Source organism: Streptomyces achromogenes, from assembly GCF_030816715.1.
GTDB classification, from domain to species: domain Bacteria; phylum Actinomycetota; class Actinomycetes; order Streptomycetales; family Streptomycetaceae; genus Streptomyces; species Streptomyces achromogenes_A.
Window position 1 is genome coordinate 7521570 of the sequence record NZ_JAUSYH010000001.1, and the last position, 22463, is coordinate 7544032.

Annotated in this window: 17 protein-coding genes and 2 pseudogenes; 8 read left to right on the forward strand and 11 right to left on the reverse strand. The window is 74.3% G+C overall.

Annotation, left to right across the window (positions count from 1 at the left end; all coding sequences use genetic code 11):
* Positions 1-46 precede the first annotated feature (46 nt).
* Both QF032_RS33645 and QF032_RS33650 read right to left on the reverse strand, forming a co-directional pair.
* A complete protein-coding gene (locus QF032_RS33645; RefSeq protein ID WP_307059005.1) occupies positions 47-1078 on the reverse strand; it encodes a DMT family transporter in 1032 nt (343 codons plus the stop codon).
* Positions 1075-1881, reverse strand: coding sequence for a phosphatase PAP2 family protein (locus QF032_RS33650; protein ID WP_307059007.1), 807 nt, complete (start codon positions 1879-1881; stop codon positions 1075-1077). The genes QF032_RS33645 and QF032_RS33650 overlap by 4 nt, the downstream gene beginning before the upstream one ends.
* Before the next feature lie 302 nt (positions 1882-2183).
* On the opposite strand from QF032_RS33650, the gene QF032_RS33655 reads away from it, so the two are divergent.
* Complete coding sequence (locus QF032_RS33655; RefSeq protein WP_307047690.1) at positions 2184-2858, forward strand: TetR/AcrR family transcriptional regulator; 675 nt, start codon at positions 2184-2186, stop codon at positions 2856-2858.
* 180 nt (positions 2859-3038) lie between these two features.
* Here QF032_RS33655 and QF032_RS33660 read toward each other — a convergent pair whose 3' ends face one another.
* Positions 3039-4202 (reverse strand): DUF2510 domain-containing protein, encoded by a 1164-nt coding sequence (locus tag QF032_RS33660; protein WP_307059009.1) that lies wholly within the window; start codon positions 4200-4202, stop codon positions 3039-3041.
* A 298-nt stretch (positions 4203-4500) separates the two neighbouring features.
* On the opposite strand from QF032_RS33660, the gene QF032_RS33665 reads away from it, so the two are divergent.
* Positions 4501-7215 carry an ATP-binding protein gene (locus tag QF032_RS33665; RefSeq protein ID WP_307047694.1) on the forward strand — a complete coding sequence of 905 codons (2715 nt, stop codon included), beginning with the start codon at positions 4501-4503 and terminating at the stop codon, positions 7213-7215.
* Between the two features lie 487 nt (positions 7216-7702).
* Here the strand turns inward: QF032_RS33665 and QF032_RS33670 are convergent.
* The 5 genes and pseudogenes from QF032_RS33670 to pcaH all read right to left on the reverse strand — a co-directional run bounded on the left by QF032_RS33670 (position 7703) and on the right by pcaH (position 12347).
* Positions 7703-8258: pseudogene (locus QF032_RS33670) on the reverse strand (TetR/AcrR family transcriptional regulator).
* Positions 8259-8497: 239 nt separating this feature from the next.
* On the reverse strand, positions 8498-9625 hold the full coding sequence (gene pcaDC, locus QF032_RS33675; protein WP_307047696.1) for a bifunctional 3-oxoadipate enol-lactonase/4-carboxymuconolactone decarboxylase PcaDC: 1128 nt from the start codon (positions 9623-9625) through the stop codon (positions 8498-8500).
* Positions 9622-10965: a 3-carboxy-cis,cis-muconate cycloisomerase gene (pcaB, locus tag QF032_RS33680; RefSeq protein ID WP_307059011.1), complete on the reverse strand. Its 1344-nt coding sequence runs from the start codon at positions 10963-10965 to the stop codon at positions 9622-9624. Before pcaB ends, pcaDC begins: the two co-directional genes overlap by 4 nt.
* Positions 10962-11567, reverse strand: coding sequence for a protocatechuate 3,4-dioxygenase subunit alpha (gene pcaG / locus QF032_RS33685; RefSeq protein WP_307047700.1), 606 nt, complete (start codon positions 11565-11567; stop codon positions 10962-10964). Before pcaG ends, pcaB begins: the two co-directional genes overlap by 4 nt.
* A 6-nt stretch (positions 11568-11573) precedes the next feature.
* Entirely contained in the window at positions 11574-12347 is a 774-nt protein-coding gene (pcaH, locus tag QF032_RS33690) for a protocatechuate 3,4-dioxygenase subunit beta (RefSeq protein ID WP_306947364.1), read from the reverse strand.
* 330 nt (positions 12348-12677) lie between these two features.
* On the opposite strand from pcaH, the gene QF032_RS33695 reads away from it, so the two are divergent.
* Positions 12678-13142, forward strand: coding sequence for a MarR family winged helix-turn-helix transcriptional regulator (locus QF032_RS33695; RefSeq protein WP_307059014.1), 465 nt, complete (start codon positions 12678-12680; stop codon positions 13140-13142).
* A 22-nt stretch (positions 13143-13164) separates the two neighbouring features.
* Here the strand turns inward: QF032_RS33695 and QF032_RS33700 are convergent, their stop codons facing one another.
* On the reverse strand, positions 13165-14334 hold the full coding sequence (locus QF032_RS33700) for a DUF3048 domain-containing protein (protein ID WP_307059016.1): 1170 nt from the start codon (positions 14332-14334) through the stop codon (positions 13165-13167).
* A 175-nt stretch (positions 14335-14509) separates the two neighbouring features.
* On the opposite strand from QF032_RS33700, the gene QF032_RS33705 reads away from it, so the two are divergent.
* Positions 14510-15700: a zinc-dependent alcohol dehydrogenase gene (locus QF032_RS33705; protein ID WP_306947359.1), complete on the forward strand. Its 1191-nt coding sequence runs from the start codon at positions 14510-14512 to the stop codon at positions 15698-15700.
* Between the two features lie 68 nt (positions 15701-15768).
* Here the strand turns inward: QF032_RS33705 and QF032_RS33710 are convergent.
* Positions 15769-16846 (reverse strand): annotated as a pseudogene (locus QF032_RS33710) (ATP-dependent DNA ligase).
* A 118-nt stretch (positions 16847-16964) separates the two neighbouring features.
* Here QF032_RS33710 and ligD point away from each other — a divergent pair.
* Together ligD and QF032_RS33720 are read left to right on the forward strand one after the other, a co-directional pair.
* Entirely contained in the window at positions 16965-18017 is a 1053-nt protein-coding gene (gene ligD, locus QF032_RS33715; protein WP_307047704.1) for a non-homologous end-joining DNA ligase, read from the forward strand.
* Positions 18018-18220: 203 nt separating this feature from the next.
* Positions 18221-19267, forward strand: a complete 1047-nt coding sequence (locus tag QF032_RS33720; protein ID WP_307047707.1) for a LacI family DNA-binding transcriptional regulator — start codon at positions 18221-18223, stop codon at positions 19265-19267.
* A 111-nt stretch (positions 19268-19378) separates the two neighbouring features.
* Here the strand turns inward: QF032_RS33720 and QF032_RS33725 are convergent, their stop codons facing one another.
* Positions 19379-20170, reverse strand: coding sequence for a VOC family protein (locus tag QF032_RS33725; RefSeq protein WP_307050435.1), 792 nt, complete (start codon positions 20168-20170; stop codon positions 19379-19381).
* Positions 20171-20515: 345 nt separating this feature from the next.
* Between QF032_RS33725 and QF032_RS33730 the strand changes: the two genes are divergently transcribed.
* Together QF032_RS33730 and QF032_RS33735 are read left to right on the forward strand one after the other, a co-directional pair.
* Entirely contained in the window at positions 20516-20761 is a 246-nt protein-coding gene (locus QF032_RS33730; protein WP_173985792.1) for a WhiB family transcriptional regulator, read from the forward strand.
* Between the two features lie 276 nt (positions 20762-21037).
* Positions 21038-22405: an SDR family NAD(P)-dependent oxidoreductase gene (locus QF032_RS33735; protein ID WP_307059018.1), complete on the forward strand. Its 1368-nt coding sequence runs from the start codon at positions 21038-21040 to the stop codon at positions 22403-22405.
* The last annotated feature ends 58 nt before the right edge of the window (positions 22406-22463 follow it).

Sequence of the window (22463 nt, forward strand, 5' to 3'; positions counted from 1 at the left end):
CCGCGCCCGGGTGGCACGTTCCCGGAAGGTGCCACCCGGCCGCGCCTCACAACGGGGTGAGGTGCTCCGGGCCGGTCGTCGGCCGGGGGAGCAGCGCCGGTTCGGCGGACGCCGTCTCCGGCCGCAGTGCCAGCACCGCCGCCACGGGGTGTTCCTCATCCGCGACGGACTCCGTGACGTATGCGGGGACGGGCTCCGTGACGGACTCCGTGACGTACGCGGGGACGGGCTCCGTGACGGACTCCGTGACGGCCGCCGGGTGCGGCGCTGCCCGCGACAGCAGCACCACGCCCCGCCCCGCCAGCCCTGCTCCCGCGAGGGCGAGGAGCAGCCCCGCGAGCCCTCCCTGGAGCCGTTCGCCGAGGAGCGCGAGGCCGATCGCCGCGGCGGCCACCGGGTTGGCCAGCGTCACCATGGCCAGCGGGGCGCCGAGACCGTCCCGGTAGGCGGTCTGCGACAGCAGCAGTCCGCCCGTCGCGAAGGCCGCGACCAGCAGTGCCATCCCGATCACCGGCGGGCTCAGCAGCGAACCCGAGCGGTCCGTCGCGGCCACCGTCACCGTCTGGGTGAGCGCCGAGGCGACGCCCGAGGCGAAGCCGGAGGCCGTCGCGTGCCGCAGCCCCGGACGGGCGCCGCGCCGGGCCAGCAGCCCGATCAGCACGGCCGTGGCCCCTGCCACGGCCACCGCCTCGGGCCCACTCAGGACGTCTTCCGGGGCCGGCCCCGAAGCCGTGACCAGGATCGCGGCCAGGCCGGCCAGGGTGAGGGCGGTGCCCCGCCACTCGGCGGCGCTCACCCGGCGTCCCGCGACCCGCGCGCCCATCGGCACCGCCGCCACCAGGGTGAGCGCGCCGAGCGGCTGCACCACGGTGAGCGGGCCGTACTTCAGGGCCACGACGTGCAGCAGCGCGGCGCCGGCGTTCAGCCCCACTGAGCACCACCAGGCCCCGTTGCCGAGCAGACGGGCCAGGCCGGAGCCCGGGTGCCGGGAGGCGAGCCGTTCCTGGGCGACCGCGGCGGCCGCGTACGCGACGGCCGAGAACAGGGAGAGGACGACGGCGATCAGGGTGGCGTTCATCGGCCCGCTCCGACTAGGACCCGCCGCTCGGCGGGGACGAGTTCGCGCGCGTCGCGTCCGCCCGCGGTGTCCGTGGTGGCCGTGCGCCGGGGCGCTTGGATCAGCGCCAGCGCCGCACCGAGCAGGGCGGCCGCGGCGATCGCGTCGAGCCAGTAGTGGTTCGCCGTGCCCACGATCACCAGCAGGGTGAGCAGCGGGTGCAGCAGCCACAGCCACCGCCACCGTGACCGGGTGGCGACGATCAGGCCGATCGCCACCATCAGCGCCCAGCCGAAGTGCAGCGAGGGCATCGCCGCGAACTGGTTGGACAGGTGGTCCGTCTGCGGTGGGCCGTAGACGGACGGCCCGTACACGCGCGCGGTGTCCACCAGGCCTGTCGCCGCCAGCATCCGCGGCGGGGCGAGCGGGAACGCCAGATGCAGCAGCAGGGCGGCGGCGGTCACCGCGGCCAGCACCCGCCGCGACCAGGTGTAGTGCGCCGGGCGGCGCAGGTACAGCCAGACCAGGAAGGCCAGGGTGGCCGGGAAGTGCACGGTCGCGTAGTAGGCGTTGGCGGCTTCGGCCAGGCCGTCGCCGTGCAGCAGCAGGGACTGCACGGCGCCCTCGCCGGGCAGGTGCAGCCACCGCTCGGCGTGCCACACGTCCCGGGCGTCGCGGAACGCCTCGCCGGTGTGGTCCGCGGCCAGTTGGCGGCCGAGTTTGTAGACGGCGAAGAGACCTGCGACGAGCAGGAGCTCACGGACTACGGGCGGCCTCGCCGGTGTGACGGGCTCCGCTTCTGCAGGCTCGGTGCGGGCATTCATCCCCCGGCCCCTTCGCTGACGGCGGTGCGTGTGAGGTGGTAACAGGTGGTGCAGGTGATGCGGGTGGCGCAGGTCGTCCAGGTGGTGTCGTCGGGCGGTGGCTCGTGCATACACCATCGATACGATGTCGTTCCGATACGTCAGTGTACCGAAACGAAGCAGTATCGGTACACTGACGTATCGATTGATGTGCGCCACACTGGAGACCGGGCCGATCCGACCGCCGGAGACCGGGCCGATCGGAGGGCCGCACCGCCTTCGGGCGGGCGCGCCGAGCGGAAGAGAAGCGAGGGGGAGAGCAGATGACGTCGCAGGCCGCGGACGGACCGGAGTCGGCCGCCGCCACGCGCCGCTCGAAGATCACGCCCGAGCGGGAGCAGGAGTTCTTCGACGCCGTGCTCGACCAGGTCCGTGAATGCGGTTACGAAGCCGTGACCATGGAGGGCGTCGCGGCGAGCACCCGCTGCAGCAAGTCCACGCTCTACCGGCAGTGGAAGACCAAGCCGCAGTTCGTCGTCGCCGCCCTGCGCTCCCGCCGCCAGGCCCGGCTGACCGGCATCGACACCGGCTCGCTCGCCGGGGACCTGCGCGAGGCCGCGCGGGCCGCCGGGCGCTGGTCCACCCACGACACCACGCTGATGCAGGCCCTCGGTCACGCGGTCACCGGCGACCAGGAACTCGCCCGTGCGCTGCGGGAGGCGATCGTCGCCCCGGAGATCGACGCGCTCCGGCAGATCCTGCGGCGCGGGGTGGAACGCGGCGAGATCGCCGGCGACCATCCGGCGCTGGAGTACGTCCCCGCGCAGCTGTTCGGGGTGATCCGCGCCCGTCCGGTCGTCGACGGGGAGTACGCGGACGGGGAGTACCTGCTGCGTTTCGTGGAGGCCGCCGTGCTGCCGGCTCTGGGCCTCGTCCCTCGCTCCGGCGGCGACCTGCCGGCCGGGGGACCGGCCGGGGCCGCTCCGAGGCCGGCCTGAGACCGAACGGACCCAGGCCGCCGTCCACGGGATGACCGGACGGCGACCTGTATCGCGCCGCACCGTGGGGACGGGGGCGGCGCGCACCCCCGGCCGGGCGGGGACATCCCTGAACGCAGGGGTGTTCCCGCCCGGCGGGCCGTGTCCCGCCCGGCGTGTCCCGCGGGGCGGGTCGGGCGCTCAGACGTCCTGTCCGCTGCCGCCGCCCGTCGACACCTTGACGCTCTTGGTGATCGTGTCGATGACCGACACGTCCTGATCGGTGTCGAGACCGAAGCGGAGCACCACGAAGCGCTTGGCGTCCGCCGGCGCCGGGAACGCCAGCGACTCGACATAGCCGTCCGCGCCCTTGCTGGTCACCGCCTTCCAGCGCACCAGATAGCCCTTCTGCCCGGCCACCGTCACCGCCTTCGAGGCGAGCACCTGGTGCGAGGTGATCGCGCCGTACGTCGTGCCGCCGTACGACTGCTCGGCGTTGGCCGCGACGTCCGCCTTCGCGACCTCCTCGGCCGTGGCGCCCTTGCTCCCCAGCGCCTCGGCGGGCGACGAGTACACGCCCCCCTTGGTGCAGGTCTTGGTGGTGTCGCCCGGGCACTTGTAGGAGGCGTCGGAGACGACCTGGACGCCCACCTGGAGCTGCTGGCCCGACCAGCCCTTCGGGATCGGGATGCTGATGCCGTTGAGCGCGTCGGTCACCGAACCGCTCTTGATCGTCGGCGGCTCGGACCCTCCGGGCGAGGACGACGGCCCGTCCGAGCCGCCCGACCCGCCGCCGTCCTGTCCGTCCGGGCCCCCGGGACCGCCCCGCCCGCCCGGTCCCTGGGCCGTGCCACCGCCGCCGCCCGACTTGTCGTCCTTGGCGAGGGCGTACACGCCGACCCCGATGCTGGCGAGGACGGCGACCGCGGCCGCCACGGCTATGCCCGTGCGCAGCCCGCGCCGCCGGCCGGCCGCGGGCGCCGCCGGATACCCCGGGTAGCCCGCGTATCCGGGGTCCCCCGGATACGCGGGGCCGCTCGCGGGGCCTCCCGGATACGCGGGGCCCCCGGGATACGCGGGGCCGCCCGAGTAGGCGGGGCCTCCGGGATACGCCGGGGCTCCGGGATACCCCGGGCCCGCGGGGTACGCCGGGCCTGCGGGGTACCCAGGTCGCCCGGCGCCGCCCGGGTGGGCCGCGGGCGTGCCGTCGGCCGCGGTCTGCGCCGGCGGACCCCAAGCGGCGGCCGAGCCCGCGGCGCGGGTCTGGTCCGTCCATGCCTTGCCGTCCCACCAGCGTTCGGTGGCGGGACCGTCATTCGTCTGCCCCGGATCGGGATACCACCCGGGAGGAGTCACCTGCGTCATACCCCCACCGTATGAGGCGTCGGTGAGATCCGGATGAGAGGGAGGACACTCCGTCGGAACCGGACCCCGACGCCCGGCCGGCCGGGCTCCCTCGGCGTGGCGCGAATTCGACGTCAATTCGGCGCGCGTCGCTCCCCGTTGACGTCACGGGAGCACTTCTGCAGGCCCGCCGGGCCCTTCGGCGCCGCGACCCGTCACCCGTCGAGGCGGGACCTGCGTGGACCACCCTCCGCGCGCGCCCTCGGAGAGCTACGCTCGACGTCGGTACGTCGTTCGGGCGACTTGGGGAGGTAGCGGGATGACGGAGGTCAGGCCGGCGGCGGCCGCCTCGGCTTCCCTGTGGGAGCGCGACGCGGAGGTCGCCGCCATCGCGCAGGCGGTGGAGACACTCTGCGCCGACCGGTCCTCCACGGGTCACCTGCTGGTGCTCCGCGGCGAGGCCGGATTCGGCAAGACCGCCCTGCTGGCCGAGACGCGCCGCATCGCCGAGGCCCGCGGCTGCGCGGTCTGGTCGGCCCGCGGCGGCGAGACACTGAGGTCCGTCCCCTTCAACATGGTGCGGCAACTGCTGCAGCCCGCACTGATGTCCCTGCACCCGGAGGAGGCCCGCGAGTACCTCGGCGACTGGTTCGGCATCGCCGGTCCCGCCCTCGGCATCGTCGAACCCGGGGAGGGCAACGCCGACCCGCAGGGCGTGTGCGACGGCCTCGTGGCCGCCGTCACCCGGCTCGCCCGGCGGGACTACCCGCTCGTGCTGCTCGTCGACGACGCGCACTGGGCCGACCAGGAATCCCTGCGCTGGCTCGTCGCCTTCGTGGAACGCCTCGACGAACTGCCGGTCCTGATCGTCGTGGCCCGCAGGCCCGGCGACGTGAAGGGCGAGGCGGCGCGGCACCTCGACGCCGTCGGCGAGGCCGCGGGCCGCGCCGTCAGCAGCCTCAGCGCCCTGACCCCGGCCGCGGTCGCCGGCCTGACCCGCGCCACCCTCGGCGACCACGCCGAGGCCTCCTTCTGCCGCGAGGTGTGGGCGGTCACCGACGGCAACCCGTACGAGACCGTCGAACTCCTCGCCAAGGTCCGCGACCGCGAGTTGACGCCGAGCGAGTCCTCGGCCACCGAACTCCGCGCCCTCAACCGGGCGGCCCGCGGCGGAGGCCTCGTCGACCGCCTGGAGAAACTCGGCGTCGACGCCACCAAGTTCGCGATGGCGGCCGCGATCCTCGGCGCCGACATCTCCGTCGCACAGGCCGCCCGGCTCGCCGGCCTCGGCCGTGACGACGCGGCGCGCTGCGCCGAGCTGCTGCGCAACGCCCGTATCCTCACCGAGCCCGACCCCGCCGCCGCCCCGGCCGAGGACGGCGACCTGGAGTTCGTCCACCCGCTGATCGCCTCCGCCGTGTACGACTCCATCCCCGGCGGCCTGCGCACCGCGATGCACGGCATCGCCGCCCAGGTCGTCGCGGACGCCGGGAAGGGCCTCGCGGCCGCCTCCCGGCATCTGTTGCAGGTGCACGCGGAGGGCGACGAGGAACTCGTCGAGCAGCTGCGCGAGGCCGCCCGGGAACACCTCGCCGTCGGCGCCCCCGACGCGGCCCGCCGCTGTCTGGAGCGGGCCCTGCGCGAACCGCCCGTGCCCGACGTCCACGCGCGCGTGCTGTACGAACTGGGCTGCGCCACCCTGCTCACCGCGCCGGCCAGGACCATCGAGCACCTGCGCGAGGCGCTGTCCCTGCCGGGCCTCGACGGCGACGAGCGGGTCGACGCCGTCTACCGCCTCTCCCAGGCGCTGCTGCACAACGACCAGTTGGGGGAGGCCGTCCGCACGGTCGAGGCGGAGGCCGCACGACTCGCACCCGGACCCGCGCGGCTGCGGCTGCAGGCCGTCCAGTTCATGTGGGAGGGCGTGAACGCCGGTGAGCCGACGTCCGCCCGCCGCTCCGAGAAGCTCGCGTCCCTCGCGGTGTCCTGCACCGGCCGGGACGACTCCGAGCGCGCCCTGCTCATCCTGCGCGGCTTCGACCTGATGACCCACGGCGAGAACGCCGAGGAGGTCGTCGAGTTCTGCGACCGCGCCCTCGTCAACGGCCGCCTCGCCCCGGGCCTCGGCTGGACCGACCAGGAGTGGGGCATCGAGCTGCTGATGATGCTGGCCAGCTCCTACGCCTACACCGACCGGCTCGACCGCGCCGACGCCCTCTTCAACGAGGCCCTGCGCGCCTATGTGTCGGCCGGCTGGAGCGGCGGTCACCTCGCCCTGGCCCACGCCTACCTCGGCCTCGGGCTGCGCCGCAGGGGGCGCCTGAAGGAGGCGGAGGAATCGCTGAGGGAGTCCCTGCGTCTCGCCGAACGCGTCGGCCGCGGGCTGCCCCTGTACTGGTCGGCGACCTGCAACCTGGTCGACACGCTGCTGGTGCGCGGCCATGCCGACCGGGCCTGGGAGGTGGCCGAACAGTACGGCTTCGCCCCGCCCTACCCGTCGACGATCGTGCTGCCCGACCCCCGGTCGGTGCGCGGCCGGCTGCTGCTGGCCGTCGGCCGGGTCCAGGAGGGCGTCAACGAGCTGGAGGAGGCCGAGAAGGCGGCGGCTGCCCGCGGTCACCTCAACCCGGTGATGGTGCCCTGGGCCGTCGACCTGGCCCGGGCCCTCGCCGTGGAGGACCCGGCACGGGCGAGCCGGCTCGCCACCGAGGCCCGCCGTCAGGCCGAGCGCTTCGGCACCGACACCGCGATCGGCGAGGCCCTGCGGTGCGCCGCCGCCCTGGAGACCGGGCAGCGTGCCGTCCGGCTCGCCCAGCAGGCGGTCACCTACCTGGAGTTGTCGCCCTGCCAGTACGAACACGCCGCCGCGCGGGTCGAGTACGGCATCCTCTCCCGCTCGGTCGCCGAACTCGGCCGGGGCCTGACGCTGGCCCGCTCCTGCGGTGCGGACGGCCTGGTGCAGAAGGCGCAGCAGGCCCTGCAGGGGCTCGGCGCACCGCAGGCCGGCCTGGTCCCGGGCCAGACCAGGAGGTAGGGGCGGCGGAGCCGGGACGCCGCGGTCCCGGACGCTGAGCGGCTTCCCCGGCCGGCCGTGCGCCGCCCGGCGCGCGCCTGCGGTCGTAGCCGACGCGTGGTGGGCGTACGCCGACTGTGCCGGGCGTACGCCGACGCGTGCGCTCGCGGCGCAGACTCCGACGGGCCCCGGCGCGGCGGTGCTTGGCGCCGGTCGGCCGCCTGGTCGCCCGACAGCTCCTTTCGCTTCGGCATACATGACACTCGGCGAGACCGGCGAGTGGCGAGTTCACGTCGGCCGCACGGGCCGGGTTCCACGTGCACTTCGGGGACCGCGAGCCGGACGGGGGCCGTGGAGGCTCTTCCCGCTGACTCCGGTGCGGGGCTCGGCGTGACGGCGAAGGACCACGCCGCCTGCGAGGCGACCTGCGCCCGGATCGGCGAACCACCCCCCCCGCGACGCGCACGGCCACGAGGCGCACGAGGGCCGCTAGGCGTACGGCCGTGCGTCAGGCCGGACGGCCGAGCGCGCCGAAGATGATGGTTTCGAGCTGCCGAGCCACCTGGTCCAACGGGTCCATGCTGCGCTCGGCGCGGCACATGGCGATGGCGCCCTCGACGGTCGCCACGATGAGGGCCGCGAGCTCCGGCGCCCGCTCCGAGTCGGCGCCGTGCGCCCGGAGCGCCTGGGCGAGCAGCCGCTCCCACTCCTCGAACGCCTCGGCGGCTGCGGTGACGGCCGGCGGGATCGTCGGCCGGCGGCTCCTCCACGGAGACGGTCAGCACGGGGCATCCGGCGTGGAATTCGCTCGCGACGACGATGCCGCGCCACAGGTCCAGGAAAGCCCGCAGGCCGGCGACCGGGCCCGCCTGAAGTTCCTTGCGCAGGATGCGGGCGACCGCCCCTCCCGCATACCGCACGGCCTCGGTGGCCAGCTGCTGCTTGCCCTCGGGGAAGTAGTGGTAGGTCGAGCCGAGCGGCGCCTCGGCGTGTTTGGCCACCTCGCGGATGCTCGCGGCGTTCAGGCCGCGCCTGCTGATGAGGTCGGCCGCACCGGCCACGATGCGATCGCGTGACGGCGCGCTGGATCGGGCCGAGGCCGTGCTCCCTTCCGGCTCCCCTGGATATGACGATCGTCATCGTCTACGCGACCGCCGGCCACGACGAGCGTGACGGCGCGCGGCTCACCGTTGCGCACGGTGCCCCGGCCGTGGCGGGCCGCAGGACGGCCGGCGCGACCTGGCCGCCGTCCTGCTGCGCCGGGAGAGGGAACACCTCGCAAGGGCCTGTCGGACGTACCGTCTCAACCGGTCGGGTCGTCCTCCTCCGCCAGCACCCGCTGGGCCGTGGCGAAGGCCGAGTTCGCGGCCGGGACCCCGCAGTAGACGGCCGTCTGGAGCAGCACGGCGCCGATCTCCTCGGGGGTGAGCCCGTTGCGGCGGGCCGCCCGGACGTGCATCGCCAGTTCGTCGTAGTGGCCGTGCGCCACCAGCGCGGTCAGGGTGATCATGCTGCGCTCGCGCCGGTCGAGCGTCGGGTCGGTCCAGATCTCCCCCCACGCATAGCGGGAGATGAAGTCCTGGTATCGGGCGGTGAACGCGTTCTGCCCCGACTGGGCCCGGTCCACGTGGGCGTCGCCCAGCACCTCGCGCCGCACCTCCATGCCACGCTTCGCCGGGCCGTCGAGATGCGCCCGCAGCACGGTCAGCACGGCCTCGGGGCACTGCGCCGGAGCGAGATGGGAGGCCCCCGGCAGTTCGACCAGCGTGGCGTCCGGCACCGCGTCCGCGATCTCCCGCAGATGCGCCGGCGGCGTCGCCGGGTCCCGGCGACCGGCGATCAGCAGGGTCCGTACGGCGATCTCCGGCAGCCGCTCGCGCAGATCGAACGCGGCCAGCGCGTCACAGCACGCGGCGTACGCCTCCGGGTCCGCGGCGCGGTGGTCCGCGATCAGCTCCGGCACGGTGAACCCGGGCGTGAACCACCGCGCGTCCGCGGTCTCGACGAGCCCCGCCAGACCCTCCCCGCGCACCAGCGCGGCCCGCTCCTCCCACGGCCTCGACCCGTTGAAGTGGGCGGACGAGCAGATCATCGCCAGCGACGACACCCGCTGCGGATGGTGCAGCGCCAGATGCAGGCCCACCGCCCCGCCCAGGGAGACGCCCGCGTACGCGAACCGCTCCAGGCCGAGGGAGTCGGCGAGCGCCAGCACCAGGTCGGCGAGGTCGCCCACGGTGGCTCCGGGACCGATCAGGCCGGCGGCCGAGCCCCCGTGCCCGGGCAGGTCCCAGCGGACCACCCGGTGGGTGGCGGACAGCTCGGGCGCGATCTTGCCCCACACGGCGTACGAGGCGCCCAGGGAGGGTCCGAGCAGCAGCGGGGGGCCGCAGGCCGGGCCCTCGGCGCGGTGGTGGAGAAGGCTCTCGGTCAACGTCGCTCCAGCGCACGGTCGGTGAGGGCTCCGGCGGAGCCGGTGTAGCGGGCGGGGTCGGTGAGCTCGCCGAGGTCGGTCCCGGTGACGTCCGGTTCTTCGGCGAGCAGCCGGCCCAGGGGCAGGTTCTCGGCGTAGGCGCGCCGGGCGAGTTCCGTCAGCAGCTCCTTGGCGCGGGCGCGGCCGAGCAGCGCCGACAGCTCGGCGGACAGCCGCTCGGAGACGATCAGTCCGTGGGTGAGCCCGAGGTTGAAGCGCATGGCGTCCGCGTCCACCCGCAGCCCCTCGGTGAGTTCCGCCGCGTCCCGGGCGGCTCCGCCGACCAGCCGCAGCAGGTCCCGGAGCGGCTCCCACTCGGCGTGCCAGGCGCCGGCGGGGCGCTCGTCCTGCGCGGCCAGCGACCCGTAGAGCACGGCCGCGAGTTGCGGGGCGCGCCGGGCGGCCGCCGCGATCAGCGTCGAGCGCACCGGGTTCGCCTTGTGCGGCATGGCCGAGGACCCGCCCCCGCTGTCCTCGGCCAGCTCGCCGATCTCGGTGCGGGCGAGCGTGAGGACGTCCGCCGCGATCTTGCCGAGGGCGCCCGCGGTGAACGCCAGGCAGCCGGCGAGGTCGGCGACGGGCGTGCGCAGGGTGTGCCACGGCAACAGGGGTGCCGTCAGGCCGAGTTCGCGGGCGAAGGCGGCGGGCAGTGCCGTCGCGTCCGCGGCGCCGTACGCCGTGAAGGCGGCCAGGGTCCCGGCGGCGCCGCCGAGTTGGGCGGGCAGTGAGTCCCGTACGGCCGTCACCCGGTCCCGGGCGTCCAGCACCAGGGAACGCCACCCGGCCGCCTTCAGTCCGAAGGTGGTCGGTACGGCGTGCTGGGTCAGCGTCCGGCCCGGCATCGCCGTGTCCCGGTGCGCCACGGCGAGGCCGGTCAGCGCGCTCCGGGTGCGGTCGAGGTCGGCCAGGACGAGGCCGAGCGTGCGCACGGCGACCAGCATCGCCGCCGTGTCCATGATGTCCTGGCTGGTGGCACCACGGTGGACGTACGGGCCGTACGGCTCGCCGACCGCCGCCGTCAGGTCGGCGACCAGCGGGATCACCGGGTTTCCGCCGCCTCGGGCGCGCTCGGCGAGGGAGCGCACGTCGAAACCACCGCCCCGCGCGGCCGAGGTGACCGCGGCCCCGGCCCCCTCCGGGGCCAGTCCCAGGGCCTCCTGGGCGCGGGTGAGCGCGGCCTCCGCGTCGAGCAGCGCCCGCAGCCAGGCCCGGTCGTCGGTGGCGGAGTCGGCGGGTGAGCCGGCCCACCCGGGGGAGAGCAGACCGGTCCCGTGCGGGACGTCGCAGGACGCGGGTGTCACTGGAACTCCAGGAAGACCGTCTCGCCTTCGCCCTGAAGGCGGATGTCGAAACGGTAGGTGCCGAGCGGGCCGTCGGTGGCGATCAGTGTGTCGCGCCGCGCCGGGTCCACCCGCCGCAGCAGCGGGTCGGCGGCCAGCGCTGCCTCGTCGCCGGGCAGGTAGATCCGGGTGTAGAGGTGGACGAGCAGGCCGCGCGCGAACACGCAGACACTCAGGTACGGGGCGCTCCGCCCGCGCGCGCCGGGCCGCAGCGTACGCGCCGACCAGTGGCCGTTCGCGTCCGTCTGGATCCGTCCCCACCCGGTGAACTCCACGCCGTTGCGGCCGAGGAATCCGCCGCTCGCCGGGTCGCGCCGCATCGAGCCGTCGACCCGCGCGACGTTGCCCTCGGGGTCCGCGCCCCACAGCTCCAGGAACGCGTCCGGCAGCGGGTTGCCCGCACCGTCGTACACATGGCCCTGCAGCGCGAGGGTGTCCGGGTGGCCGGCCGGGGCGATGTCGCCGCCGCCGGGGAACGGCAGCGCGTGGCCGTAGAAGGGGCCGACCGTGTGCGACGGCGTGGGGAGCACGCTCTCCGGACGGCTCGTGTCGATCTTCGTCATGGCAGCTCAGCGTCCTTCTTCGATCCAGGTGGCGTGCGGCCCGTCGAGCACGATGTCCCAGTGGTAGCCCATGGAGAACTCGGGCACCGACAGGCTGTGGTCGTAGGTCGCGACCAGTCGCTGCCGGGCCGCGTCGTCCGTGACCGACTGGATGATCGGGTCGTACGGGAACAGCGGGTCGCTCGGGAAGTACATCTGGGTCACGAGCCGCTGGGTGAACGCCGTGCCGAACAGCGAGAAGTGGATGTGGGCCGGCCGCCACGCGTTGAGGTGCTGACGCCACGGGTAGGGGCCGGGCTGGATCGTGGTGAAGCGGTAGAAACCCGTGTCGTCGGTCAGGGTGCGGCCGACGCCCGTGAAGTTCGGGTCCAGCGGCGCGTCGTGCTGCTCACGCTGATGGGCGTACCGTCCCGCCGAGTTGGCCTGCCAGATCTCCACCAGCTGACCGCGGACCGGATGTCCGTCGCGGTCCAGCAACCGGCCGGAGACCGTGATCCGTTCGCCGACCGGCTCGCCGGTGTGCTGGCGGGTGAGGTCGTTGTCGATCTCCGTGATGTCCCGCTCGCCGAAGGCGGGGGAGGACAGCTCCACCAGCTCCGGGTCCTGCGTCACGTCGATGGTGACCGGCGGCTGCCGCGGATGGCGCAGGACGGACGAGCGGTACGGTGCGTAGTCGCGCCGCGGCTGGTGCTCCACGGGCGCGCCGCCGGCCAGCCGCTTCTCGTAGGCGGCGTGCTCGGCCGCGATCTCCAGGTCGATGTCGGCTTGCGTGAGAGTCATGACGTTTCCCGTGATTCCTGACGTTCGGCGACGGGGGCGGGGTCGGGGGGCGGGGCCCAGGCCCACTGCCGAGGCGGAGAGCGGCGGCCGCCACGCCGCCGCCCGGTGGGCGATCCGGTCAACTGATCGGGGCAATTAATCAGGGCACTGATTATTCTTCGGAGGATTTCCCACGCTGTCATCGGGGGCGCGCCTCGTCAAGACCCCAGGCCGGGAGATGGGTGATGTCGGCGTCACGCGAGATCTGGCCGAGTGAAGGCGAGTATCGTTCAGTGCACCGATGAAATCTCGGTACCAGGGCAGACGTCGACTCCATGCAGAGGAGCGCACATGGCAGCGGTGGACCTCACCAGCCACCCCGGGCATCTTGCCCGACGGCTGCAACAGGCGCACTACCTGTTGTGGAACACGATGGTCTCCGAGGAGATCACCTCCCCGCAGTTCGCGGTGCTGAACGCGCTGGTCGCCGAGCCCGGCCTCGACCAGCGCACGGTGGGGGAGCGGGTGGGCCTCGACCGCTCCACGGTCGCCGAGGTCATCAGCCGGCTCATCCGCCGGGGACTCCTCGACAAGGTCCGCGACCCGCGGGACGGCCGCCGCTTCCTGCTCGGGCTCACCGAGGAAGGGCTGCGCGCCCACCGCAAGCTCACCGTGCGCACGGCCCGGATGAACCAGGTCTTCCTCTCGCCGCTCTCGGCCGCGGAACAGACGGCGTTCCTCGAACTCATCCAGCGTGTGTCGGACGCGGCCGAGGGGCTGCGCAACCCGGGAGAGCCGCTGACCGCCCCGTCCTGACCGGCCGGCTCTGGCGTCCCGGTCACGGCGCGTGCGACGCGGGCGCTCGCGCCGGTGCCGCGTTCGAGGCCGGGGACGCGGAGGAGACCGAGGACGGGGAGGCGGCCGGGGACGCGGCCGCGGCCGGGGAGGCGGAGGTGGGCGCGGCCGAGGACGCGTTCGCGAAGACCACCCACACCTGGCCCCGGGCGAAGCCGACCGGAGCGCCGTCGGCGGTGGTGAAGTCGGTGCCCTCGGTCGCCGTGCCGCGCTTCCAGTTCACGTCGTAGGCCCGTCCGTCCCGCAGCACCTGCGCCTTTCCCGAACCCACCGTCTCGGTGTACGGCGTGTTGTTGCCCAGGAAGTCGTGGAAGCGCGACGCGCGCACCTTCACGTACTGCACGACCACCGTGGCCGGCGCCAGGGGCACCCCGTCGCTCGTCCCGGCCGCCGCGCCGTCCGTCGAGACCAGCCAGCCCGCCCTGCTCGCGGACCAGGTGAAGGTGAAGCGGGCCGCCGGGTAGCGCACCGTGCGCGAGACCGTCACCGTGCCGCCCGAGGGCCCGGGCCCGTACCGGAACCCCGTGGTCAGCGCGGCGGCGCCCGGCGCGGAGGGCAGCAGACCGCTCGGGCGCACGAACAGGTTGTGCGGCGCCGCCCGGTCCGCGCCGCGGAAGTACGCGCCGGACGCGTCGGAGGGCGTGACGGCGTCCAGCGGCGCTCTGTCGATCAGCGGCAGCAGCCTGCCCTGCGCGCCGGAGAACGCCAGCACCGGCTGGTGGAACTGGCGCAGCAACTCCAGATCGGACTCGCGGGCGCTGCGCACCGGACCGACCGCCTTCGGCAGACGTGTCGCATACACGGCCATCAACCGGCTCAGCCCGCCCTCGACCTGCTCCGCGTACACGACGTCCGCCGCGCCGAGACCGGTTTGCGGTCGTGCGGCCGGCGCGTTGTCGATCTTCACGGCGAGCACCGGGGCGGCGACCGCGCTCGGACGGTCCCCGCCGGGGCTTCGTTTCTGCGACGCGCTGCGGCCGTCGTCCCCCGAAGGTTCCCGGGACGTCGTGCAGCCCGCCGTGAGCGAGACCGCCAGCGCGGCGGCCAGCGCCGAGGCCAGCAACGCCGCCGCGGCGGCCGGGGAGCGTCCGGCGCGCACCGCGCGCGCCGGACGTCTGGAGCGTTTCGGACGACTCGGATCTCTCGCGCTCATCGTGTCCACCCCGTTCGGTGTCTCGATTGTGCGCTCGCCGGGCGACGGCGGCCATCCGTGACCGCGAACGGCCGCCGCGGTTCGGGGACCGCGGCACGGGTACCCGGGCGGCAGCCAGGACCCGGGACACCCGGACCCGCCGGGACGGACCGGCCGGCGGAGGGAGTGCGGCACGATGAAGGCTGTGACCTGGCAGGGCAAGCGGGACGTGCGGGTGGACACCGTGCCCGACCCCACCGTCCAGGAACCGACGGACGCCGTCATCCGCATCACGTCCACCGGACTGTGCGGCTCCGACCTGCACCTGTACGAGGTGCTCACCCCGTTCATGACCCCGGGCGACATCCTGGGACACGAGCCCATGGGCATCGTCGAGGAGGTCGGCGCGGCCGTGCCCGACCTGAAGGCCGGCGACCGGGTCGTGGTGCCCTTCCAGATCGCCTGCGGCAACTGCTGGATGTGCCTGAACTCCCTGCCCACCCAGTGCGAGACCACCCAGGTCACCGGTGAGGGCATGGGCGCCGCCCTGTTCGGCTACACCCGGCTGTACGGCGCGGTGCCGGGCGCCCAGGCCGAGTACCTGCGCGTGCCCCAGGCCCAGTTCGGCCCCATCAAGGTGCCCGAGGGCCCGCCCGACGACCGCTTCGTCTACCTCTCCGACGTCCTGCCCACCGCCTGGCAGGCGGTCGAGTACGCGGACGTGCCCGAGGGCGGCAGCGTCGCCGTGCTGGGCCTCGGCCCCATCGGCGACATGGCCTGCCGGGTGGCCCAGGTGCGCGGAGCGGGCCGGGTCTTCGGCGTGGACCTGGTCGGCGACCGGCTGCGCCGGGCCCGCGCACGGGGCGTGGAGACGTTCGACCTGCGCAGCTTCGACAGCGAGAAGGAACTCGTCGCCGCCATCCGCGACGAGACCGACGGCCGAGGCCCGGACGCCGTGATCGACGCCGTCGGCACCGAGGCGCACGGCAGTGCGGCCGCCCGGATGGTCCAGAACGCCTCCGCCCTGCTGCCCCGGAAACTCAGCGGCCCGCTCGCGGAACGCTTCAGCGTCGACCGGCTCGCCGCCCTGCACACCGCCATCGAGCTGGTGCGCCGCGGCGGCACGCTCTCCCTGGTCGGCGTCTACGGCGGGATGGCCGACCCGCTGCCCATGCTCACCATGTTCGACAAGCAGCTCCAGATCCGCATGGGCCAGGCGAACGTACGCCGCTGGACCGACCGGATCCTGCCCTACCTCACCGACGACGACCCACTCGGCGTCGACGACTTCGCCACCCACCGGGTGCCGCTGGCGGAGGCCCCGCACGCGTACGACATGTTCCAGCACAAACAGGACGGCGCGGTGAAGGTCCTGATGACGCCGTAGGGCGCAGGCCCGGCCGCGGGCCGGGCGCCGTCTCCGGCGCGGGTGGACGGTCAGGTGCGCGGCGGCGGTCAGGTGCGCGGCGGCGCCCCGAGGATCTCCGCCAGGTCGTAGCGCACCGGTTCCTCCAGTTGCGTGTACGTGCAGCTCTCCGGGGTGCGGTCCGGGCGCCAGCGGCGGAACCGTGCCGTGTGCCGGAACCGCGCCCCGTTCTCCATGTGGTCGTATGCCACCTCGACCACCCGTTCGGGCCGCAGCGGCACCCAGGACAGGTCCTTCTTGCCCGACCAGCGGCTCGGCGCCCCGGGCAGCCGGGCGCTCTCGTGCGCCGCCTCGTCCGACCAGGCCGCCCAGGGATGCCCGGCCGCCTCCGCCATCCGCAGCGGCTCCAGCTCCCCGACCAGCTCCGCCCGGCGCTTCATGGTGAAGGCCGCGCAGACGCCCACGTGCTGGAGGACGCCCGCGTCGTCGTGCAGGCCCAGCAGCAGCGAGCCCACCACGGGCCCGCTCTTGTGGAAGCGGTATCCGGCGACCACCACGTCCGCCGTGCGCTCGTGCTTGACCTTGAACATCGCGCGCTCGTTCTGCAGATACCGCAGGTTCGGCGGCTTGGCGATCACCCCGTCGAGGCCCGCGCCCTCGTACTCCTCGAACCACTGCCGGGCCACCTCGACGTCGGTCGTCGCCGGCGCCACGTGCACCGGCCGCCGTCACTCCGGCCAGCGCCGCGGTCAGCAGCTCACGCCGGTCGCTCTGCGGCACGTCGAGGACGGCGTCGTCGGCCAGCGCCAGCAGGTCGAAGGCGACGAAGGACGCCGGCGTCCGCTCGGCGAGCGTGCGCACCCGGGAGTCCGCCGGGTGGATGCGCTCCGTCAGCGCGTCGAAGTCGAGGTGCCCCTCCCGGGCGATCACGATCTCGCCGTCCAGCACGCACCGCTGCGGCACCCGCTCCCGCAACGCCTCCACCACCTCGGGGAAGTATCTGGTCAGGGGCTTTCCGGTGCGGCTGCCCAGTTCGATCTCGTCCCCGTCCCGGAAGACGATCGCGCGGAAGCCGTCCCACTTCGCCTCGTACTGCATGCCCGGCGGGATCGCCGCCACCGACTTGGCGAGCATCGGCTTCACGGGCGGCATCACGGGCAGATCCATGGTGCGATTCTGCGCGCCGATCGTCCGCGCCGCCCGGCGGGCGAGGCCGCCGGGCGCGTGCGCGTCGCCGGGATGCGCGCGCATGCGAGTCGCCGGGGGTGTGTCTACCGTGGCTCGCATGGGCGATGCGGTGGAACTGGAAGCAGCCGGCCGGACGGTGCGCCTGTCCAGCCCGGACAAGGTGTTCTTCCCGGAGCGCGGCTTCACCAAGCTGGACCTCGCCCGCTACTACCAGACGGTCGCCCCGGGCATCCTGCGCGCCCTGCGCAACCGCCCCACCACCCTGGAGCGCTACCCAGACGGAGTGACCGGGGAGTCCTTCTTCCAGAAGCGGGCGCCCAAGAACATGCCCGACTGGATCCCGACCGCGCACATCACCTTTCCCAGCGGACGCAGCGCCGACGAGATGTGCCCGACGGAGGAGGCGGCCGTCCTGTGGGCCGCCCAGTACGGCACCCTCACCTTCCACCCGTGGCCGGTGCGCCGCACCGACGTGGACCGTCCCGACGAACTGCGCATCGACCTCGACCCGCAGCCCGGCACCGACTACGACGACGCCGTCCGCGCCGCCCACGAACTGCGGTCCGTGCTGGACGAGTTCGGCGGTCTGCGCGGCTGGCCCAAGACCTCCGGCGGGCGCGGCCTGCATGTCTTCGTGCCGATCGAGCCACGCTGGACCTTCACCCAGGTCCGGCGCGCCGCCATCGCCGTGGGCCGGGAGATGGAGCGGCGGATGCCGGACCAGGTGACCATCCGCTGGTGGAAGGAGGAACGCGGCGAGCGCATCTTCGTCGACTACAACCAGACCGCCCGCGACCGCACCATCGCCTCCGCCTACTCCGTACGTCCGCGCCCGCACGCTCCCGTCTCGGCGCCGCTGCGCTGGGAGGAGGTGGGCGAGGCCCACCCCCGCGACTTCGACATCGCGAGCATGCCCGCCCGTTACGCCGAACTCGGCGACGTCCACGCCGACATGGACGACCACGCCTTCTCCCTCGACGCCCTCCTCGACCTGGCCCGGCGCGACGAGCACGACCACGGCCTCGGCGACCTGCCGTATCCGCCGGAGTACCCGAAGATGCCGGGTGAGCCGAAGCGGGTGCAGCCCAGCAGGGCGAAGAAGGGGGCGTCCGACGCGGAAGAGCCCCCGGCGGGCGCCACGACCCCCTGATCCGGACGGCCGGGCTCCGCTCAGAGGCCACATCCGCCGCGGTGCGGCACCGCCGGTGCGCTACCCGCGGTGCGGCGGTACGGGGGTGCTGTAGGGACGGGGTGCGGTACCCGCCGGTGCGGCGAGAGCGCTCTCATCGGGCTCCCGTCCGGCTCGTGGTCCGGGGCTATCCTGATCCGCAGCCGGCCAGGAGGAGCCCCGAAGTGACCGAGACAGCGTCGCGTCCCACGCTGGAGGCCGTGGCCGAGCGGGCCGGGGTCTCCCGGGCGACCGTGTCGCGAGTCGTCAACGGCGGCGACGGCGTCCGGGAACCGCTCGTCGAACGGGTGCGGCAGGCCGTGGAGGAACTCGGCTACGTGCCCAACCAGGCCGCGCGCAGCCTCGTGACGAAGCGACACGACGCCGTGGCCGTCGTCATCGCCGAGCCGGAGACCAGGGTCTTCGCCGACCCCTTCTTCGCGCTCCAGCTCCGTGGCATCAGCAAGGAGCTGACCGCCCACGACAACCAGCTCGTGCTGCTGCTCACCGAGGGCCGGGACGACCACGCTCGCGTCGCCCGCTACCTCGCCGGCGGCCATGTCGACGGGGCTCTGGTCTTCTCCCTGCACCTCGACGACCCGCTGCCGGGCCTGATCCAGGGCGCGGGGGTCCCGACCGTGTTCGGCGGGCGGCCCGGCTGGAGCGACGGCACGCGCGACGTGGTCTACGTGGACAGCGACAACCGCGGCGGCGCCCGTGACGCCGTACGCCTGCTGGCCGGTCTCGGCCGCACCCGCATCGCGCACATCACCGGCCCGCTCGACCAGACCTCCGCGGCGGACCGGCTCGACGGGTACCGGGAGGTCATGGGCGACGCCGATCCGGGTCTGGTAGTCGAGAGCGACTTCACCCCCGGCGGCGGCGAACGCGCCATGCGCGCACTCCTCGAGCGGTGCCCCGACGTCGACGCCGTGTTCGCCGCCAACGACCTCACCGCCGCGGGCGCCGTGCGTGTGCTGCGGGAACGGGGCAGGCGCGTGCCCGAGGACGTGGCCGTGGTCGGCTTCGACGACATGATGCCCGTCGCCGAGCAGACCGACCCGCCGCTGACGACGGTCCGCCAGGACATCGAGGAGATGGGCCGGATCATGGCCCGCCTCCTGCTGCGCCGCCTGGAGAGGCGCACCGCCGACGGGGCTGCGGGCGGCGCGGACGGCAGCGATGCCCCGGTGGTGCTGCCGACCACGCTGGTGCGCCGCGCCTCCGCCTAGCCGGGGCGCCGCGCACCGGGCAGGGGAGGGCGCCGGGGCTGCGGGCCGCGCGCCCGCCTTGGCGGCGCGCTCGTCGCCTTCGCGGCCTTCACCGTGACCCGGGCCGCCGTGTCACGCCTCCTGCGGGGCGCTTCTGATCACCGCGAAGCGTGCCCCGTAGGGGTCGGCGAGCTTGGCGATGCGGCCGACGCCCTCCACGTCCGTGGCGGGCATCCGCACTCCGCCGCCCCGGCCCGTGGCCTCGGCGACGACCGCGTCCACATCGGTGACCTCGAAGTACGGCAGCCAGTACGGATCCGACCCGGCCTCCGCGGGATCGTCGGCCAGCGGGACGATCCCGCCGAACATCGCCTCCTCCCCGCCGTCGGCCGGGTTGACGCAGGTGTACGTGCCGCCGGGGAAGGGGGCGGCGGAGGTCTCCAGGCCCAGCGCGGTGTGGTAGAAGGCCGCCGCCGCGGCGATGTCCGGCGTGTACAGCTCGACCCAGCACAGCGATCCGGGTTGGTCCGCCACGTCCACACCCTTGGTCAGGGCCGGCTCCCAGAGGCCGAACGTGACGCCCGCCTGGTCGGCGAGGACCGCCATCGTGCCCTGGCCCATCACGTCCATCGGAGGGAGGAGCACCCTGCCGTGGGCCTGCTCGGCGGTTTTGGCGGTGGCCTGCGCGTCCGTCGTCCGGAAGTAGACCGTCCAGGACGGCGGCCCCTGCTCGGGGGTGGTCTGCATGCCGCCCGCCACGGTTCTGCCGTCCAGCTGGAAGAAGCCGTAGCCGCCGGCGTCGGGTCCCGCCGACCGGAACCGCCAACCGAAGAGCGCGTCGTAGAAGGAGGTGGCGCCGTCGATGTCGGGCGTGCCGACGTCGACCCAGTTCGGAGCGCCGTCGACGAAACGGGTGGTGAGCATCATCGCCCTCCTCGAAAGGGGTCCCGTTCTCTGCACTGCCGAGTCTGGCACCGCCCACTGACAATCGCTGCCCGAGCGCACCCGCCGTCCGAAGCCCTTGGAGGCGGCCCGCGCCGACCCCGCGGGCAGCCGCTGGTCGGGCGCCCGAGCGCGGCGGCGACGCCGGGCGCCCGCCCGGTGCGTGCCGGATGCCGCAGGGTCCGACGGTCCGGTCGTTCCGGTCGTTCCGTTCCGCGCGCCGCCGTGCGGCCGGTCGCCGGCGAGGCCGTCATCGGGCGGCCCGTCGCGCCGCGCGTATACCCGGCGTTGATCGAATGTTTTGCGCCGCCGGGCACCGTTCTGGCCATGTACACCGACACGATTCCCACGCCCGACCTCTCCTGGCAGCGGGAGGCGCTGTGCGCGCAGACCGGGGCGGACTTCTTCTTCCCCGAGCCCGGCAGTTCGGTGCGCGAGGCCAAGCGCATCTGCGGCATGTGCGAGATGCGTCCCGCCTGCCTGGACTACGCCCTGGCCCACGACGAGCGCTTCGGCGTCTGGGGCGGCCTGTCCGAGAAGGAGCGACTGCAGATCAGGCGCACGGCCGACTGACCCGTGCCGCGGTGACGCAACGACCCGTCGCCGCCCCGGAATTCGAACGACCGCGTCGCGGGGGTGCGGTTAGGATCCGGGGGCGTGTTCGGGCGTGGTGCGGAGGCAGGCGTATCGCCCCGCACCGGCGGTCACGCCGGTTTCCCACCGGCGCCCCGAACGCGTGCGCGGTTCCGTGGAGCAGAGGCCGGGTGGACACCTTGTCGGGTGGATACGCCGGTCCGCGTCCGGTCGGGACCACGGCACGGAGCACAGGGGCGGGCCGGGGGTGAGGGAATGGGCGAGGAGAACACGGGGGCGGCGAAGACCTCACAGGTCACCGAGACGGAGCTGGCCGCCTTCCATCAGGTCGTGGGCAAGCTGCGGGCGCTGCCGGTCGACGATCCCGTACGGCTGCACGCCGAGCGGGTGGCCACGTCCTTCGCGCGCGACGGATGGCGGCGCAGGCGCCGGATGCGGAGCGCCGAGGCGACGGCCGCCGACGCGGCGACGACGGCCGCCACCGCCACCGGCGCACCGGACCGGCGCGAGGACGCGCCCTTGGTGAACGGCGGCGGGGGCGGCGGCGTCTTCCGCCGGTCGCGGCCCTGCTACGTCTGCAAGTCGCCCTATCGGGAGGCGGACGCGTTCTACCACCGCCTCTGCCCCGGCTGCGCCGCCGACAACACCGCCCGCCGCGCGCTGAGCACCGACCTGAGAGGGCGCAGGGTGCTGCTGACCGGCGGCAGGGTCAAGATCGGCTTCCAGCTGGCGCTGATGATGCTGCGGGACGGCGCGGAGATCGTCGTCACCTCCCGGTTCCCGCACGACGCCGTCCGCCGTTTCCGGACCGAGCCGGGCAGCGAGCGGTGGCTGCACCGGCTCACGGTCCTCGCCGTCGATCTGCGCGACCCCCGCCAGGTGCTGGGTCTGTGCGACGAACTGCGCCGGGAGGGCGAGCCGTTCGACATCCTCGTCAACAACGCGGCGCAGACGGTGCGGCGGCCGCCCGAGTCGTACGCCCTGCTGGCCGCCGGGGAGCGGGACGCCCTGCCCGAGGGGGCCCGACGGGCGCCGGGCTTCACGCCGATGCGGATGCTGGAGGGACTCGGCGGCACGGTGTCGGCGCTCCCGGCCGCGCTGCGCGAGGCCGACGAGGCCGGACTGCTGCCCGACCCCTCCCCGGAGAACTCCTGGTCGGCCCGGCTGGGCGCGCTCGACCCGGCCGAGGTGCTGGAGACCCAGCTGGTCAACGCGCTCGCCCCCGCCCTGCTGTGCGACCGGCTGCTGCCGTTGCTGCTGGCGTCCCCGCGTCCGCGCCGGTACGTGATCAACGTGACCGCGGTCGAGGGCCGGTTCGCGGTGCGCAACAAGATGCCCGGGCATCCGCACACCAACATGGCCAAGGCCGCCCTGAACATGCTCACCCGCACCAGCGCCGCCGCGCTAGCCGCTCAGGGCGTGCACATGTGCGCCGTCGACACCGGCTGGATCACGGACGAGAACCCGGCGCCGAAGAAGGCCCGGATGGCGAGCGCGGGATTCCGTACTCCCCTGGACGTCGTGGACGGCGCCGCGCGCGTGTACGACCCGATCGTGCGGGGCGAGGCGGGGGACCCGGTCTCGGGAGTGTTCCTCAAGGACTACCGGGAGGCGGACTGGTGAGCGGGCGGACGGCCCGCGCCGGGAGGCGTCGCCTCCGGTGCGGGCCGTCCGTGGTGGG